Annotated in this window: 15 protein-coding genes; 1 reads left to right on the top strand and 14 read right to left on the bottom strand. The window is 43.8% G+C overall.

Annotation, left to right across the window (positions count from 1 at the left end):
- Window positions 1–8: 8 nt before the first annotated feature.
- Genes hemB through hemA form a run of 5 tightly spaced genes read right to left on the bottom strand, consistent with a single transcriptional unit; the run spans window position 9 to window position 4,940 of the window.
- Complete coding sequence (gene hemB / locus KXD37_RS01530) at window positions 9–983, bottom strand: porphobilinogen synthase (protein WP_024122369.1); 975 nt, start codon at window positions 981–983, stop codon at window positions 9–11.
- Window positions 980–1,768 (bottom strand): uroporphyrinogen-III synthase, encoded by a 789-nt coding sequence (hemD, locus tag KXD37_RS01525; protein ID WP_188323190.1) that lies wholly within the window; start codon window positions 1,766–1,768, stop codon window positions 980–982. Before hemD ends, hemB begins: the two co-directional genes overlap by 4 nt.
- A complete protein-coding gene (gene hemC / locus KXD37_RS01520) occupies window positions 1,758–2,699 on the bottom strand; it encodes a hydroxymethylbilane synthase (RefSeq protein WP_188323191.1) in 942 nt (313 codons plus the stop codon). The genes hemD and hemC overlap by 11 nt, the downstream gene beginning before the upstream one ends.
- Window positions 2,700–2,734: 35 nt before the next feature.
- Complete coding sequence (locus KXD37_RS01515; protein WP_010335178.1) at window positions 2,735–3,565, bottom strand: cytochrome c biogenesis protein; 831 nt, start codon at window positions 3,563–3,565, stop codon at window positions 2,735–2,737.
- Between the two features lie 7 nt (window positions 3,566–3,572).
- Window positions 3,573–4,940, bottom strand: a complete 1,368-nt coding sequence (hemA, locus tag KXD37_RS01510; protein ID WP_188323192.1) for a glutamyl-tRNA reductase — start codon at window positions 4,938–4,940, stop codon at window positions 3,573–3,575.
- Between the two features lie 230 nt (window positions 4,941–5,170).
- Here hemA and KXD37_RS01505 point away from each other — a divergent pair, with 230 nt between their 5' ends.
- Window positions 5,171–5,668, top strand: coding sequence for a hypothetical protein (locus tag KXD37_RS01505; RefSeq protein ID WP_101861313.1), 498 nt, complete (start codon window positions 5,171–5,173; stop codon window positions 5,666–5,668).
- A gap of 23 nt (window positions 5,669–5,691) precedes the next feature.
- On the opposite strand, the gene yihA is transcribed toward KXD37_RS01505, so the two are convergent.
- The 9 genes from yihA to leuB all read right to left on the bottom strand — a co-directional run bounded on the left by yihA (window position 5,692) and on the right by leuB (window position 17,933).
- Window positions 5,692–6,279 (bottom strand): ribosome biogenesis GTP-binding protein YihA/YsxC, encoded by a 588-nt coding sequence (yihA, locus tag KXD37_RS01500; protein WP_106020210.1) that lies wholly within the window; start codon window positions 6,277–6,279, stop codon window positions 5,692–5,694.
- Entirely contained in the window at window positions 6,276–8,600 is a 2,325-nt protein-coding gene (gene lon / locus KXD37_RS01495; protein ID WP_127696682.1) for an endopeptidase La, read from the bottom strand. The genes yihA and lon overlap by 4 nt, the downstream gene beginning before the upstream one ends.
- Window positions 8,601–8,780: 180 nt before the next feature.
- Window positions 8,781–10,439 carry an ATP-dependent protease LonB gene (gene lonB, locus KXD37_RS01490; protein WP_254517815.1) on the bottom strand — a complete coding sequence of 553 codons (1,659 nt, stop codon included), beginning with the start codon at window positions 10,437–10,439 and terminating at the stop codon, window positions 8,781–8,783.
- Between the two features lie 152 nt (window positions 10,440–10,591).
- A complete protein-coding gene (gene clpX / locus KXD37_RS01485; RefSeq protein WP_024122377.1) occupies window positions 10,592–11,854 on the bottom strand; it encodes an ATP-dependent protease ATP-binding subunit ClpX in 1,263 nt (420 codons plus the stop codon).
- Between the two features lie 271 nt (window positions 11,855–12,125).
- The gene (gene tig / locus KXD37_RS01480; protein ID WP_024122378.1) at window positions 12,126–13,400 is read right to left on the bottom strand and encodes a trigger factor; all 1,275 of its coding nucleotides are present in this window, start codon (window positions 13,398–13,400) and stop codon (window positions 12,126–12,128) included.
- A gap of 227 nt (window positions 13,401–13,627) precedes the next feature.
- Entirely contained in the window at window positions 13,628–14,632 is a 1,005-nt protein-coding gene (gene ddcA, locus KXD37_RS01475; RefSeq protein ID WP_024122379.1) for a DNA damage checkpoint antagonist DdcA, read from the bottom strand.
- A 121-nt stretch (window positions 14,633–14,753) separates the two neighbouring features.
- Window positions 14,754–15,353, bottom strand: a complete 600-nt coding sequence (gene leuD / locus KXD37_RS01470; protein ID WP_101861315.1) for a 3-isopropylmalate dehydratase small subunit — start codon at window positions 15,351–15,353, stop codon at window positions 14,754–14,756.
- Between the two features lie 12 nt (window positions 15,354–15,365).
- The gene (leuC, locus tag KXD37_RS01465) at window positions 15,366–16,784 is read right to left on the bottom strand and encodes a 3-isopropylmalate dehydratase large subunit (protein ID WP_106020211.1); all 1,419 of its coding nucleotides are present in this window, start codon (window positions 16,782–16,784) and stop codon (window positions 15,366–15,368) included.
- 51 nt (window positions 16,785–16,835) lie between these two features.
- A complete protein-coding gene (gene leuB / locus KXD37_RS01460) occupies window positions 16,836–17,933 on the bottom strand; it encodes a 3-isopropylmalate dehydrogenase (RefSeq protein ID WP_059293476.1) in 1,098 nt (365 codons plus the stop codon).
- Between the last annotated feature and the right edge of the window lie 17 nt (window positions 17,934–17,950).

Below are 17,950 nucleotides of genomic sequence, written 5' to 3'. Positions count from 1 at the left end.
GAATAAAATTACTCCGCAAGCCATTTTGCTGCGTCTTTTGCATGATACGTAATAATCAGGTCGGCACCCGCACGCTTCATGCTTGTCAAAATTTCTAAGACAATCTCTTTTTCCTTGATCCAGCCGTTCTGAGCTGCAGCCTTCACCATAGAATACTCTCCGCTTACATTATAAGCCACAAGCGGCAATGTAAACTCATTTTTTACATCCCGCATGATATCCATATAAGAAAGGGAAGGTTTCACAATCAGGAAGTCCGCGCCTTCTTCAACATCTGATTGGGCTTCACGGAGTGCTTCCAGACGGTTGGCAGGGTCCATTTGATACGTTTTGCGGTCGCCAAATTGAGGCGTGCTGTTTGCTGCATCACGGAACGGACCGTAAAACTCACTTGAATATTTCACGGCGTAAGACATGATCGGAATATTGATGAAGCCTTCTTTATCTAACGCTTCTCTGATAACCGTCACAAATCCGTCCATCATGTTAGAAGGCGCAATGATATCCGCTCCGGCTTTTGCTTGGCTGACAGCTGTCTGTGCCAATAGCTCCAAGGATTCATCATTCAGGATCTGTCCGTCTTTGACGAGACCGCAATGTCCGTGATCTGTATATTCACATAGGCATGTATCAGCAACGACAACCATCTCAGGGAAGTGCTTTTTAATTTCGGCAATTGCTTCTTGCACAATCCCGTGGTCATGGTAAGCTTGCGTTCCGCAATCATCTTTTTCTTCAGGTATGCCGAAAACAATGACGGATTGAATTCCGAGACTGACCAGCTCAGCCACTTCATCCTTTAATAGATCTAAAGATACATGATAAACATCAGGCATTGAAGGAACAGCTTTTTTTCCTTCTAAACCTTCAACGACAAAGATCGGATAAATAAAATCAGATGGATGCAGACGAGTTTCTTTCACCATCTCTCTCATTGCTTTTGATGACCGCAAACGGCGGTGTCTGTTAAATGATTGACTCATATTCTATCTTCCTTTCTAGACATGCGGCACATTAAATCAAGCATGCCGTCAATTGTAAATGTATCAGGCATATACGACGTGATTCCGTACGATAGCAGAGCGTCCCTCGTTAGCGGTCCGATGCTGATGCAGTCCGTCTGGTGCGCCGGCCATTTTTTTATTCCTTCTCCCAGAACATGCATAAATGTATGTACGGTTGATGAGCTTGTAAATGTCACATAATCAAATGAATACTGATTCGCGGCATTTTTTAATTCCTCGATGCCATCTTCATCAGGAACAGTTTCATATACGACCCATTCCTTCACCTCAAAGCCAAGAGGCGTAAGCTCTTTTTTTATCACATCGCGAGATAAATTGCCTTTTATGACTGAAATCCGTTCTGACGGTTCGGCATGCTGCTTAAGAGCGTCCGCCAATTGTTCTGCAATATAGTCATGAGGCATTACATCAACCGATACGTTGTACGATTCTAAACGGCGTGCGGTTTTTTCACCAACAGCCGCAATTTTTTTATGACCGGGAACAATAAGCTGATTTTCTTTCAGATAAGAAAAAAAGAAATCCGCTCCATTTACACTCGTAAACACAAGCCAGCCCGGTATGGTTAGATCTATTCGCACCTGTTCCGCCAGATCATTCGGCAGAGCTCGGCGAAACGTGATCAATGAGGCCAATACCGCTTTTCCGCCAAGCTGCTCCACTTTCTGCCGAAACGATTTTGCCTGCGTCTTATTTCGGGTGACAAGCACTGTTTTTCCTTTCAAAGGAAAATCATTTACCATCCTCATCTAGCTCCCGTTTTACGCGATCGATTAAATCTTTAGCGCCTTTATCAGTCATGAGAGCCGCACAGCGCTTACCGACTTCCTCCGAATCGTTTCCGGTGACGGTTTCTTTGAAAATGATTTTTCCATCAGGCGAAGCCACAAGCCCTGTCAGTTCAATTTCATCCTGGCCGTTTATCACCGAGTAGCCGGCGATCGGCACCTGACAGCCGCCCTCCATCGCGTTTAAGTAGACACGTTCTGCAAGTACAGTCCGTTTTGTGTACTCATCCGTAAACTGAGAAAATAACGTTAAAAGCTCTCGATCGGATTCGCGGCACTCAATTGCAAGAGCGCCTTGGCCAACAGCCGGAAGACAGCGCTCAGGCTCAAGAAATTCAGTTACGACATCCTGCTTCCAGCCCATTCTGGAAAGCCCTGCTGCAGCTAAAATAATTGCGTCATAATCTTCGTTTTCCAGCTTTTGAAGTCTCGTATCTATATTACCTCTAATCCATTTAATTGTAATGTCAGGGCGCTCAATCAAAAGCTGCGCGCTTCTTCTTAAACTGCTTGTGCCGATTACAGCACCTTCCTTCAATTCAGAAAGCTTTACACGATTCTTTGAAATAAGAGCGTCACGAGGATCTTCCCGTTCAGGAATACAGCCGATCACAAGGCCTTCAGGCAAAACGGCAGGCATATCCTTCATGCTGTGAACCGCCATATCAATGTCTTCGTTTAAAAGCGCTTGTTCGATTTCTTTGACAAACAGCCCTTTCCCTCCCACTTTTGACAGGGTAACATCAACGATCCGGTCACCCTTTGTGACGATTTCTTTTATGTCAAAAGCAAAAGAAGGATTGATTTCCTTCAGTTTGCGAATCACCCATTTTGTTTGGGTCATAGCGAGTTTGCTCCGTCTGGAACCTACTTTTATCGTTCTCATTTTTCTTTCCTCCCGAATCTGCTTGGGCACATTATTTAACTGAACCAATGGAATTGAGACAGGCTTCCGAGCAGGAAATAATTGATCATCAGCACGAGAAAACAAGCCGTATTCCACAGTGCGGCGACCTTTCCCTGAAGCTCTTTAATCAGCCTGATATAGAGATAATAGCTGTACAGAAGCAGGACGACAAACGAACCAAGCACTTTGGCGTCGAACCAATACAGCGTTTCTAGAGACACATACGCCCAAATGACGCCAAGAATCAAACTCAGCAAAAGCATTGGAACTCCGATGACATTCAGAACATACGCCATATAATCAAGCTTAGACAAATCTTCTATTCTCAACAGCCACTTTCCCCATTTTTTCTTTTTTAAGAGATGATATTGAAACAAATAGAGCACAGAAAATACAAAAGAAAGGGAAAAAGCGCCGTAAGAAAGAATCGCCATTGTAATATGAATCACTAACAGCTCCGATACGAGCTGACCCGAAAAAGCCGCTGACTGCTGCTCCGTCGGTGAAAATGTATGAATGGCGATCATAGCAAACCCTATTACATTTGTAAAAAACACAATAAAATCAACACGCAGCAGCTTTGTCAGTACAAGTGACAGTGTGACAAGCACCCAAGCATAAAAATAAAGCGCCTCCGTCACATTTAATACCGGAAACCGCCCCGTCACCCACATAAAGTAGGCTAAATACACGGTTTGCAGAGTCCAGACAATAGAAAGCAACCAGAAGGCCATTTTCCCAGCCTTCCGGTTGTGTTGAAGAAAATCTATAAAATAAAAGAGTACACTTAATGCGTAAATGACGATTGTCCCTTCATTAAGTCTTGCCATTGCAGTATCAATCATTCAGCTTTCACTCACTTACAAGTGGGGCAAACCCCGCTCTTGATTCAGCCTTGTTATAAGAATGGACCTTTTGTCTGCCTTCAACGCTTTTGATCATTTGCCGGCCCGCAGCTTCTTCTATATCAAAAATCTGCTTAAACAAAGCCAGCTTTTCTTCAGAATCAGCCTCTGCCGCAAGTTCTTTCACCTTTAATATCGGGTCGCGGAGCATTTGATTAATGATACTTTTCGTATGTTTATTCAAAAGTTTTTTCTCTCTTGTCGTCAAATGAGGCAGCTTCCGTTCGATGCTGTCCATCGTTTCAGACTGGATTGCCAGCGCTTTTTCACGCAATGCGGAAATGACGGGCACTACACCGAGTGTATTCAGCCATTGTTTAAACTCCACAATGGTTTCTTCGATTAACAGTTCAACCTTCTCAGCGGTTTCTCTCCGCTCTTTCAGGTTCGCTTCTACGATCCCTTCAAGATCGTCTATATCATAAAGGAAGACGCCTTCTAGATCGTTTAAAGCGGGATCCAAGTCTCTTGGCACGGCGATGTCCACCATAAATAAAGGACGGCCCTTGCGAAGCTTATTCGCGTTTTCCATCATTTCTTTAGACACAACAAAATCACTCGCACCGGTAGAGCTGATTAAAATATCGGCTTCTGCAAGCGCGCTTTCAAGCTGATTTAAGCTTCGCGCTTCACCGGAGAAACGGTCTGCAAGTTCTTTCGCTTTCAAGTATGTTCTGTTAATGACGGTCACTTTTCCGATTCCCTGTCCATGCAGATTTTCGGCTGCAAGCTCGCCCATCTTTCCTGCACCAAGGATCAATATATGCTTGCTTGAAAGGTTTCCGAAGATTTTTTTCGCAAGCTCAACGGCCGCATAGCTAACAGACACTGCATTAGAGCCAATGTCTGTTTCGGCATGAGTCCGTTTACCCACTGTAACCGCCTGCTTAAACAACTCATTAAAAATCGTGCCGATCGTTTTTTCTTGCTGAGCTGTTTTGAAGCTGTCGCGCACCTGACCGAGAATTTGCGTTTCACCGATCACCATAGAATCCAATCCGCAGGCTACACGGAACAAATGCTCAACAGCCGCATCGCTTTCATAAAATCTTAAAAACGGCGACAGGTCTTCTTTGCTTAAGTGAAACCAGTCAGCTAAAAATTTTTTTATATAATAACGGCCGGTATGGAGCTGGTCGACTACCGCATAAATTTCAGTGCGGTTGCAGGTAGATACGATGATATTTTCGAGAATGCTTTTCTCTGCTTTTAGCTGCACCATCGCTTCTGCAAGCTCATTCGGCTGAAAACTTACTTTTTCACGTATCTCAATAGGGGCGGATTTATAATCTACTCCCACAACAAGTATATGCATAGCTTTCCTTACACCCCCAACACCCAAACTTTAATTTATAATCATTCTAACATAGAATTCATTATTTATAATAATTATAACATAGTTTCTTTCGCAAATTGTGAACAGATTTCAAAAATCTTGTGCTATATTAGAAAAAGCTTCACGAACAAAATATGTTCCTATTGACAATACCAAAAACAGCAGAAACTTACTTAAAATCAGCTCTAGAAAACAAGAAGGTGATATGCATGAAACAAAAATCAATTTTATTTCCTTGTCTGCTGCTCGCCGCATCCGTTTACGCATGGCTTGAAAGCGGCCAAGCCGAACTGTTTTCAGGTCAGGATCAATGGCCTGTTCTTCTTATGCTGTTAGGCGCATCCTTTATATACCAAGGAAAAAAAGAAGCTGTCTCCCCCCATTTCTTTATCGGCTTGCTTCTCTTCGGAATCGGTTTGCACTTTTTCGCTAAGCCAAAGTGGACATGGTGGCCGGATGATTTTGAAATGCTACTCTTCATGGTCGGCTTCTCACTGCTCGTTTCAACCGTTCAGAAAAAAGAATATGTATATGAAGCTGTTTCGATGATTTGTTTTTCCCTGTTTCTTTACTTTTTCAAACAGATTATGGCATGGCTCGAGTCTGCGCATGTTCCCACGGCCCTGCTGAAAGAGTATTGGCCATTTGTATTTATCGGAATCAGTTTATTGTTATTATTGATAAAACGAAAAAAATCTATACGATAAATAAAACCGGCAGAGAGTATTCTCTACCGGTTTATCATTTTTTTGATCACTCCCCAAGCTTCGTCTTTCCCCTTTTTCGTTTCTGAGGAGAAGAGAATCAGCTCGTCTTCCGGATCAATATTTAATGTCTGTCGGACAACCTTCGCATGTTTGTCCCATTTTCCTTTCGGGATCTTATCCGCTTTTGTAGCGATAATAATAACAGGAATGCCGTAATACTTTAAGAATTTATACATCTGCACATCATCATTAGACGGTGCATGCCGCAAATCAACGATCTGCACCACTGCTTTCAATTCCTCGCGTGTCGTGATGTAGGTTTCAATCATTCTGCCCCAAGCTTCACGCTCGGATTTTGACACTTTGGCAAAACCGTAACCCGGTACATCAACAAAATGCAATTCGTCATTAATAATGTAGAAATTTAATGTTTGTGTTTTTCCCGGTTTTGATGATGTTCTCGCAAGATTTTTACGATTAATCAATGAATTGATAAAAGATGACTTTCCAACGTTCGATCTTCCGGCCAGTGCAATCTCCGGAAGCCCCCCTTCAGGGTACTGTTCAGGTTTAACTGCACTGATTACGATTTCTGACTTTGTGACTTTCATTTCTTCTCTCCTACTAAGGCATGTTCCAAAACTTCGTCTAAGTGGGATGCCAATATAAAGGTAAGCCCCTCTCTGACGCTTTCTGGAATATCCTCTATATCTTTTTCATTATCTTTAGGCGCAATAATGGTCGTCAATCCCGCTCTATGTGCCCCGAGTGCTTTTTCTTTCAGTCCGCCGATCGGAAGCACGCGTCCGCGAAGCGTAATTTCGCCAGTCATTCCGACTTTACGCGATACAGCCCGTCCTGTTAAAGCAGAAACAAGCGCAGTAGCCATTGTTATACCGGCAGAAGGACCATCTTTAGGCACGGCACCCTCAGGAACGTGTATATGAATATCATACTTCTCATGAAAGTCAGGTTCAATGCCAAGTTCTTCTGTTTTTGAACGCACGTAGCTGAAAGCCGCCTGAGCAGACTCTCTCATGACATCGCCAAGCTTACCCGTCAGGATCAATTTTCCTTTCCCTGGAGAAAGCGATACTTCAATCGACAGCGTATCTCCGCCGACAGTTGTATAAGCCAGCCCCGTGACGACGCCCACCTGATCTTCCGTTTCTGCTTGTCCGTATCTGAAAATTCGTTTTCCGATAAAGTCATGAAGATTTTTCTCCGTAACTGTAATCCGTTTTCTATCTTCAGAAACAATGGCTTTTGCGGCCTTGCGGCAGATGGCAGCAAGCTGGCGTTCGAGGTTTCTCACGCCTGCTTCTCTCGTATAATAGCGAATAATATCAAGAATGGCCTGATCACGCAGCTGCAGGTTGCTCTTTTTGAGCCCATGCTCCTTGATCTGCTTCGGAAGAAGGTGATCTTTCACAATTTCAAGTTTTTCCACTTCCGTGTAGCCCGCAATATTAATGATTTCCATTCTGTCTCTAAGCGGTCCCGGGATTGTCGCTAAATTGTTAGCCGTAGCGATAAAGAGCACTTTTGACAGATCAAAGGTCTCCTCAATGTAGTGGTCGCTGAAGGTGCTGTTTTGCTCCGGATCAAGCACTTCAAGCATTGCGGATGACGGATCGCCTCTGAAATCAGAAGACATTTTGTCAATTTCGTCTAGTAAGAAGACCGGATTCAGCTTGCCGGCTTTTTTCATGCCTTGAATAATACGTCCCGGCATTGCCCCGACATATGTCCGTCTGTGCCCGCGAATTTCTGATTCGTCGCGCACCCCGCCAAGTGAAATTCTGACAAATTTCCGATCCATACTTTTAGCAATCGATTTGGCTAAGGACGTTTTTCCGACCCCCGGAGGTCCTGCCAAACAGAGAATCGGGCCTTTTAAGGATTTTGTCAGCTTCTGAACCGCCAAATACTCTAAAATACGCTCTTTCACTTTTTCAAGTCCGTGATGTTCTTTGTCCAAAAGATGTTCAGCCTCTTTTAAATCAAGCTTATCTTCTGTCTCATCCGTCCATGGGAGAGCGACCAGCCAATCAATATAATTGCGGATAACAGAACTTTCGGCAGAACTGGACGGAATTTTTTCATATCTGTTTAATTCCTTAAGAGCCGTTTCCTTCACATGTTCAGGCATACCCGCTTCTTCGATTTTTTCGGTCAGCGATTGAACTTCACCTGTTTTGCCTTCTTTATCGCCTAGCTCTTTTTGGATCGCCTTCATCTGTTCGCGCAAATAATATTCCTTTTGCGTACGCTCCATTGAACGTTTGACACGCTGGCCAATTTTTTTCTCGATCTCAAGCACTTCTTTTTCATTGTTGATAAAATCAATGACCTTATTCAGTCTGTCTTTGACATCGGCCGTTTCTAAAATATCCTGCTTATCCTTTAGTTTAAGAGGCAGGTGAGAAGCAACAATGTCTGCCATTCTGCCCGGCTCTTCGATATCAGTAACCGCGGCATACGTTTCGGCTGAGATTTTTTTAGAAATTTTTATGTACTGATCAAAGTGGTCCAACAAAGTCCGCATCAGCGCTTCGTCTTCTGTATCTTTTGAATCATCTTCATGGATCAGCTGAATGTCTACCGATGTATAATCCTCATGCTCACTGTATTCAATGATCTGGGCGCGCTGTATGCCCTCCACCAGCACACGGATCGTACCGTTCGGAAGCTTCAGCATTTGTTTAATTTTCGTATAGGTGCCGACAGTAAAAATTTCGTCTTCACCCGGTTCGTCTATCGAAATATCCTGCTGAGTAGCTAAAAATATCATATGATCATGCATCATTGCCTGTTCAAGGGCCTGAACCGACTTGTCACGTCCTACATCTAAGTGCAAAACCATTGTCGGGTACACTAATAAACCTCTTAAAGGGAGGAGCGGGATGCTGCGTTTTAATTCTTCTGCCATGTGACTGACACCTCCGTGACTTTAGTATGAACCATTATAATACAACTTTTTCATCCTTGTACAATAAACGGCATGGTTCAGCTTTTCTATAACACAGTCTCCTCGTAGTATACCCTTTCTTTCTCATCTGAAAAAGGAAAAGATGTCCTTCATAAAAAAAACCCTATTTTCAAAATAGGGTCAGACCGATTCTTTATTCATTTGCATGTTAAACGGTTTTTGTTCAGTAGGCGGGTTCACTAAAATTTCATCAAGCACTTCCTGGAACGTTTTCACCGTCACAATTTTGATCCCTTCAATCTGTTTTAAGATCGATTGCTGATTTTCATGCGGGATAATAACTTTTTTGGCACCGGACTGTTTTGCCGCTTTAATTTTCGGGATCACGCCTCCAATCGGTTTTACAAGTCCGTTTAGACTGATCTCGCCTGTCATGGCAACCGTGTTGTCAATCGGAATTTTATGAACGGCTGAAAAAATTCCCGCCGCCATGGCAATACCTGCCGACGGCCCGTCAATCGGAATGCCGCCCGGAAAATTAATGTGGATATCATAGTCTGAAGGCTTCATTCCCATTGTACGCAGTACGGTTAGCACATTCTCAACCGAGCCCTTTGCCATGCTTTTCCGGCGAATTGATTTTGATTGGCTGCCGATGCTTTCTTCTTCTGCTATTCCGGTAATGTTAATTGACCCTTTATCCTGAGCCGGTGTTACGTTCACTTCGATTTCCAGCAGCGAACCGCTGTTAGGGCCATACACTGCGAGTCCGTTTACAATGCCGATTTGCGGTGCAGTGCCGATTTTCTGCTCGTGCTTAGGGGTAAGCTGGCTGGAATGAATCACCCATTCTATATCCTCAATGGTGATGTCCTTCCGATCTTCGGTCACCGCCATTCCCGCCGCGATTTGAATCATATTGACGGCTTCCCGGCCGTTCCGCGTATAGCTGGTCAGCAAATCAAGCCCCTCTTCAGAAATATTCTTTTCAATCTTATCCACTGCTGTTTTGGCAACTGATTTCAGCTCATCTTTCTCAAGCTCGCGGAAAAATACCTCTAAACAGCGGGATCGGATTGCCGGAGGGATTTCATTAGGCATTCTTGTTGTCGCACCGATCAGACGAAAATCAGCTGGAAGCCCATTTTGAAAAATATCGTGAATGTGGTTCGGTATTTGTGTATTTTCTTCGCTGTAATAAGCGCTGTCTAAAAATACTTTCCGGTCCTCAAGCACCTTTAACATTTTATTCATTTGAATCGGGTGCAGCTCCCCAATTTCATCAATAAACAATACACCGCCGTGGGCATGCGTGACAGCCCCCTGCTTCGGCTGCGGAATACCTGCCTGTCCCATCGCTCCGGCCCCTTGGTATATTGGATCATGTACAGATCCAATGAGCGGATCAGCAATTCCTCTTTCATCAAATCGAGCCGTTGTTGCATCGAGTTCCACAAAAACAGCCTGCTCTTTAAAAGGTGATTGCTTATGTTTTTTGGCTTCCTCTAACACAAGCCTTGCAGCAGCTGTTTTTCCGACTCCCGGCGGTCCATAGACAATGACGTGCTGGGGATTCGGTCCGCACAACGCAGCTTTTAACGCTTTAATCCCGTCTTCCTGACCGACGATATCTTGAAAGCTTTTAGGGCGCACCTTTTCAGATAACGGTTCGGACAGGCTGATAGCCCGCATTTTGCGAAGCTGCTCCATTTCCTTCTTTGATTCCTTATCTATCGTGACTTTTTGTGTCCTTTGATTTTTAAGCAAATTCCAAAAATACAAACCAATGATAATCCCAAAAAACAGCTGAATAAATAAAGCGATCCCTGTCCAACTCATGGTGGTCCCTCCTGAAAAACAATTTATGTATCCAATTCATTCCTCTGATTGCTAGTATCTCCCATAAAAGAGGGGAATAAACGTTTTCCGGAAGAGTTTACACAACAAAAAAACCTCCTGAATGTTACCACTCAGGAGGTTCATTTTCATTTTTAAGCAGACGTTTTATCTTGGCTAACTTCAGTTCCATCCTTTAACAAAAGGCGAGGCGGTTCTCCATGCGTTACAGTCGCCCCAGTAATCACACATTTTTCAATGTCATCACGGGAAGGCAGGTCAAACATCACATCAAGCATAATGCCTTCAATGATGGAACGGAGTCCGCGTGCTCCTGTCTTACGCTCAATTGCTTTTTTAGCAATTTCAGACAGTGCTTCTTCTTCAAACTCAAGCTCAACATTATCAAGCTCAAGCATTTTCTTGAACTGCTTCACAAGAGCGTTTTTCGGTTTTGTTAAGATCGCAACCAACGCTTCTTCGTCAAGCTTTTCAAGACTTGCAATAACCGGAAGACGTCCGATGAATTCCGGAATTAATCCGAAACGGAGCAAGTCTTCTGGAAGCACTTTTGAAAGAAGGTCTTCTTTCTCCAGATCTGCAGCCTTATTATCTGAACCGAAGCCAATCACTTTTTGTCCTAAACGGCGTTTGATGATTTGTTCGATACCATCGAAGGCACCGCCGCAAATGAACAAAATGTTTGTTGTGTCAATTTGAATAAACTCTTGATGAGGGTGCTTACGTCCGCCTTGAGGCGGCACGCTCGCCACAGTTCCTTCAAGAATTTTTAGCAATGCCTGCTGCACGCCTTCACCTGACACATCACGTGTAATAGACGGGTTTTCAGACTTTCTTGCCACTTTATCGATTTCATCAATATAAATAATTCCTTTTTCCGCTTTTTCCACGTCATAGTCAGCAGCTTGGATGAGTTTCAAGAGAATATTCTCTACATCTTCACCTACATATCCAGCTTCTGTCAGGGACGTAGCGTCAGCAATCGCAAACGGCACATTTAAAATACGGGCTAAAGTTTGCGCAAGAAGGGTTTTACCGCTTCCTGTCGGGCCGATTAATGAAATGTTACTTTTCGAAAGCTCGACATCGTCCACTTTGCTGTTGGAGTTGATGCGTTTGTAGTGGTTATACACCGCAACAGCTAGTGATTTCTTCGCCTGATCCTGACCGATTACATATTCATTCAGAATTTCACGAATTTCCTGCGGCTTCGGCACATCTTTAAATTCTACTTCTTCTTCTGTTCCGAGTTCTTCCTCCACAATTTCAGTGCAGAGTTCGATACATTCGTCACATATATATACACCAGGTCCAGCTACAAGCTTACGAACCTGATCTTGTGTTTTTCCACAGAACGAGCATTTTAATTGTCCTTTTTCCTCGTTGAATTTAAACATTCTTTCACCCCTTAATCTTGTCTCACTTTTTCTTTTACCGGCAGAGCAAAAGAAAATGATTCTTGAAACGAAACGAGTATGTATTGCATTTTACCATACTTTCCAAAAAGACGGTAACATTGTGTTTCTGACTTGCACATTCTATATGTATGACAAAAAACAGCCTGCATTAACTATATTGCCCCAAGAAAAAGAGATATATCATAATTGTACAAAACAAGGCACGAATCATTCGCGCCCTGTTTTATTATTACTATTATTATGCACCATATTAACGGTTTTCTACAAGAAAATCAATTGCTTTGCGAACTTTTAAATCTTCTTTCATCGCGTCAGTAGAACCGATGGCTTGTTTGATATTTTCAACAGGCATGTTGTATGCTTCAGCCATTTTAGAAAGCTCAGCATCAACTTCCTCATCTGTTACTTCAAGGTTTTCCGCTTTCGCAATCGCCTCAAGAGTCAGGTTAGATTTTACGCGTTTTGCAGCATCTTCTTTCATTTGCTCTTTTAACGCAGCTTCGTCTTGGCCTGAGAATTGAGTGTAAAGCTCAAGGTTCATGCCTTGCATTTGAAGACGCTGTTCGAATTCTTTCAGCATGCGGTCAAGCTCAGTGTCGATCATCGCTTGAGGAACATCGATTTCAGCGTTTTCAGAAGCTTTCAGAACAAGCTCTTCACGCAATTTAGCGTCAGCTTCGTTTTCTTTAGCTTCTTCTAAGCGTTTCTTCGTTTTTTCAGTCAATTCAGCAAGTGTTTCCACTTCTTCATCGATATCTTTTGCGAATTCATCGTCAAGCTCAGGAAGCTCTTTCGCTTTGATTTCGTGAATTTTCACTTTGAAGACAGCTGGTTTGCCGGCAAGATCTTCAGCGTGGTACTCTTCCGGGAATGTTACTTCAACATCCTTCTCAGCACCTGCTTCAAGGCCAACTAACTGATCTTCGAAGCCAGGGATGAATGAACCTGAACCCACTTCAAGTGAATAGTTTTCAGCTTTTCCGCCTTCGAATGCTTCGCCGTCAACGAATCCTTCGAAGTCAAGAACAACTGTGTTTCCTTCTTCAACAGCGCCTTCTTCTTTTACAACAAGCTCAGCTTGACGCTCTTGAAGCCCCTTTAGTTCGTTTTGAACATCTTCGTCAGTTACAGCTGTGTCGTCTTTTTCGACGCCTAAGCCTTTGTATTCGCCAAGCTTCACTTCAGGTTTCACTGTTACTTTTGCAGTGAAGATTAAGCTTTCGCCTTTTTCGATTTTTTCAACATCGATTTCAGGACGGTCTACAGGCTCGATTCCAGCTTCTTCAACCGCTTTAGGGTATTCTACAGGAAGAAGAATATCCAAAGCATCTTGGTAAAGAGCTTCTACGCCAAAGCGCTGTTCGAATAAACCGCGAGGAATTTTCCCTTTACGGAATCCAGGAATTGAAACTTGCTTAACTACTTTTTTAAATGCATCATCAAGTGCCGTTTTAAATGTTTCAGCATCAACTTCAACCGTTAAAACGCCTTCGTTGCCTTCTTGTTTTTCCCATTTTACAGACATGTGTTTCCCTCCAAAAATCTATTCAGGTTGTGTCGGTCTTCCATTCTAAAGCAATCATTCGGCTTCGTCCATCAAAAACGAAGCTGCCAAAGATCAGAATCATTATGTATACATTTTAATAATGAACTGCAAAGCCTGTCCAACCGTATTTCTTATAACCCGTTATACACAAATACAACCATTATATTATAACATAACACATACCGCTTTCAACTATATGGCGTGATTTACAAATAAGAAATTTCTTCAATATCTTTAATCATTGTGCACGCTTCATCAAGTTCTCTGTCGGTAAACTCATACATCATATGCAGCTCTTCTCTTTCAATCTCAATCCCATGCATTTCATAGCCGACTTTATGCAGGGCCGCCGCCCAAAGATCGGCAGACAGCAATTTTGGCTGAAATGGATATAAAACATACAAATGTCTTCTCCACAGTTCTTCTACCGCTGCATACAGGGTTGGATTTTCATTCCCAAGCGTTTCATCCAGCACACGGAGAACGCGGTGCAAAATCGGGGAGGCGTCAGGCGGGACAGTCTCGCTCGGCTCGATTGTCATGGAGTCGCCGAATTTTGTAATGTGGACCGGTTTGCTGTAGTCGTGTTCCGCCATTAACATCACGATCATCGTCTTGATAATCGGGTGAGCAGCGGGATCTTCAAGAATTGTTTTTAACAGCCCCGTATACTTCGCTACATTGCGGTCTTTCAATGAATGGATCAAATTCATTTGTTCCTCTGGGCTGGCTAACACTTTCTCCGTGTCGATCACATCTTCATACTCTTCGGCCCAAGCCTCGTCTTCTCGCTCTGGGTCGGTCATTTTGCGGCTGAAATCAAGCAGTTTATAAAATTGCTCGGCGCTTTCCGCAGGCAGCTGATTTTCCTCCAGGACGGCCTCAATCGTGCTTTTGACTTCTTCGTATTTCTTAAGCTGAATTAAGATCGTCATGTATACTTGTAAAACTGTAAAATACTGGCCGTATCCTTCTTTCAGCATCTTTTCGCATACACGTTTTGCCTCTTCCAATTCGCCCAGCTCCAAAAAGCAAATGGCCATACCCAAGTGAAGATCTGATTCAGTATCATCATATTTCATTGCTTCTGAAAACAGTTCCAGCGCCTCTTGATACTTTTTCTCCTTCAGCGAGGACATTCCTTTTTCCACCAGACGGTCTTTCAAATGAGGAAAAGGAATAATTTTTGCGTTTTTCTTGTCATGCGTCATACCTATATTCCTTTCAGGCATTTATTTTGTTCAAGTGTATCAACACCCGTACACAAAAACAAGAAAGGAAAGGTTCTGCCAGGCAAAAAAAGCTGCCGGACAAATTGCCGGGCAGCTTTTTTTAAGCTTGAAGCCAAGAGCTTCTCTGCGACTCAAATTGCTTAATTTCATCTTCAAGTAAAAGCGTTAATGAAATTTCATCATAGCCGTTGATCAGCATTTCTTTCCAATGCGGATCGACTTCGAATGAGATCTGATTGCTTTCGCTGTCGTGAATAAGCTGATTTTCAAGATCGACTGTCATTTGCAGTGACTGATTTTCGTATTGTCCGACAAGCTTTTTCCAATTGTCATACGGCATACGAATCGGCAGCATACCGTTTTTAAAGCAGTTTTGGTGGAAAATATCAGCAAATGACGGTGCGATAATGATTTTAAAGCCGTAGTCATCAAGCGCCCACGGAGCGTGTTCACGCGATGACCCGCAGCCGAAGTTTTCTCCCGCTATTAAAATGGACGCCCCTTCATAAGCCGGCTGGTTTAATTCAAATTCCGGGTTTGGTTCGCCATTCGCATCGTATCTCCAGTCAAAGAATGCAAAACGGCCGTAGCCCGTTCTTTCAATTCTCTTTAGAAATTGTTTCGGAATGATCTGGTCTGTATCAACATTAATACGATTTAATACGGCCGCTTTCCCCGTATGTGTTTTCAAAGGTTCCATCTCGTGCACTCCTTACACAACTGTTTTTTCCTGATAAAACTTTCTGACATCCACGAAATGGCCGTGAATGGCGGCCATCGCAGCCATCGCAGGGCTGACGAGATGTGTTTTCGCGCCTTTTCCTTGTCTGCCCTCAAAGTTACGGTTAGAGGTTGACGCACAGCGCTCTCCTTCAGGAACAACGTCATTATTCATGCTCAAACACATGCTGCAGCCTGATTCTCTCCATTCAAATCCAGCGTCTAAGAAGATCTGATGAAGCCCTTCCTTTTCAGCCTGAAGTTTTACGCTCTGAGATCCAGGCACGACGATTGCTCTAACACTTTCAGCCACCTTTTTCCCTTTGATCATATCGGCAGCCTGGCGGAGGTCAGTCATGCGTGAATTTGTACAGGAACCGATAAATACGTGCTCCACTTTAATGTCTTCAATTTTCTGATGAGGAGTCAGCCCCATATATTCATAAGCGCGAATCGCTTCTTTTTTGTCATCTTCCGCTGAAAAGCTTTCCGGCGCCGGAACTTCAGAATCGACAGGAAGAACCATTCCCGGGTTGATACCCCATGTCACCATAGGAGAAATGTCATTGCCGTCAAGCACAATTGATTTATCGTAAACAGCACCTGGATCAGTGCGCAGCGCTTTCCATTCTGCTACGGCTTTATCAAATTCTTCTCCTTTTGGCGTATACTTGCGGTTTTTGCAATATTCAAATGTCACTTCGTCAGGCGCAATCAAACCTGCTCTTGCTCCGGCTTCAATTGACATGTTGCAAACGGTCATCCGCTCATCCATCGTCATGTTTCTGAATACTTCCCCAGTGTATTCAATAACGTAACCGGTGCCGAATTTCACGCCGTATTTACCGATAACAGCAAGAATGACATCCTTTGCCGTTACCCCTTTTTGCAGTGTCCCGTCTACACGCACCTCAAGCGTTTTCGGACGCTGCTGCCAGAGTGTCTGTGTAGAAAGAACATGCTCAACCTCACTCGTTCCGATTCCAAATGCCAGGGCGCCGAATGCACCGTGAGTGGAAGTATGGCTGTCGCCGCATACGATCGTTTTTCCCGGAAGCGTTAAGCCAAGCTCGGGCCCGACTACATGGACAATCCCCTGATCTACGCTGTGAAGATCGGCAAGGCGTACGCCAAACTCTTCGCAGTTCCGCTCAAGCGCTGTCACTTGGCGTTTCGCAACTTCGTCCGTTATCTCAAAGCGATTGACGGTTGGAATGTTGTGATCCATCGTTGCGAATGTATTTTGCGGTCTCCTGACCTTTCTTCCCTTTTGTCTCAACCCTTCAAATGCCTGAGGGGATGTCACCTCATGGATGAGATGCAAATCAATATAGAGAAGATCCGGTTTTCCCTCACCATGTTTTACAATATGCTGATCCCAAATCTTTTCGATGATCGTTCGAGGCATCATCTTTATTTCCTCCCTCTACCTATGAACTAAGACCGCTTACACCATAAGCTGTCACACGTTAGAAATTGTATTTTCACTCATCAATGCCGTCTTTACTTCCTCTGTAATGGCCTGAGTGCTGCTGTATTCTTCGCCTCTTGCCAAGTCTCTTGTTCTTTTTCCGGAAGTAAGAACCTGATTGACTGCATCTTCTACAGCTTTCGCTTCTTCTTCAAGCCCGAAAGATGTTCTCAAAAGCATTGCCGCTGATAATATCGCCGCGAATGGATTTGCCATCCCTTTCCCTGCTATGTCAGGTGCTGAGCCGTGTACAGGCTCGAACAGATGGAGTCCTGAGCTTGATAAGCTGGCTGACGGAAGCATTCCGAGAGAACCTGTTAGCATGGACGCTTCGTCGCTTAAAATGTCACCAAACATATTTTCAGTCACCACGACATCAAATTGATTCGGTGCATAAATCAGCTGCATAGCCGCGTTATCAACGAGCATATGCTCAAGTTTCACATCAGGATATTCTTTTGCGACGTCTTCAGCCACTTCCCGCCACAGCCTGCTTGATTCAAGAACGTTCGCTTTATCAACAGAGGTAACCTTGCCTTTTCTGGCAGCCGCCATTTTAAAGCCCTCTCTGATCACGCGTTCAATTTCTTCCCTCTTATAAAACAGTGTGTCTACCGCTTCTTGCTCACCTTCACTGTTTACATAGCGTTTGCTCGGCTGTCCGAAATACAAACCGCCTGTCAGTTCACGAACGATAACGAAATCAACGTTATCAATATATTCTTTTTTCAAAGGCGAAGCGTCAGAAAGGCTTTCAAACACTTTCACAGGCCGTAAATTCGCAAACAGGTCAAGCTGTTTTCTAATGCTGAGCAGACCTTTTTCGGGTCTCAGCTCCGAAGGGTTTTGATCCCATTTCGGGCCGCCGACAGCACCAAGCAAAATAGCATCAGCCTTTTTACAAATCGCAATGGTTTCCTCTGGGAGAGGGTCGTTGTGTTCGTCAATTGCCGCTCCTCCAATAAGGCCGTATTCAAATTCAAATTCATGGCTGAAGCGTTCGGCAACACTTTTCAGCACGTCTGTCGCTGATTCTAATACTTCGGGGCCGATCCCGTCTCCGGGCAATAGAGCAATCCGTTTCTTCAAATTAAGTTCTCCTTTCT

This window comes from Bacillus sp. XT-2, from assembly GCF_025696525.1.
Classification (GTDB): Bacteria; Bacillota; Bacilli; order Bacillales; family Bacillaceae; genus Bacillus; species Bacillus halotolerans.
The sequence above is the reverse complement of the archived record's forward strand: the minus strand, read 5'-3'. Positions and strand labels throughout refer to the sequence as shown.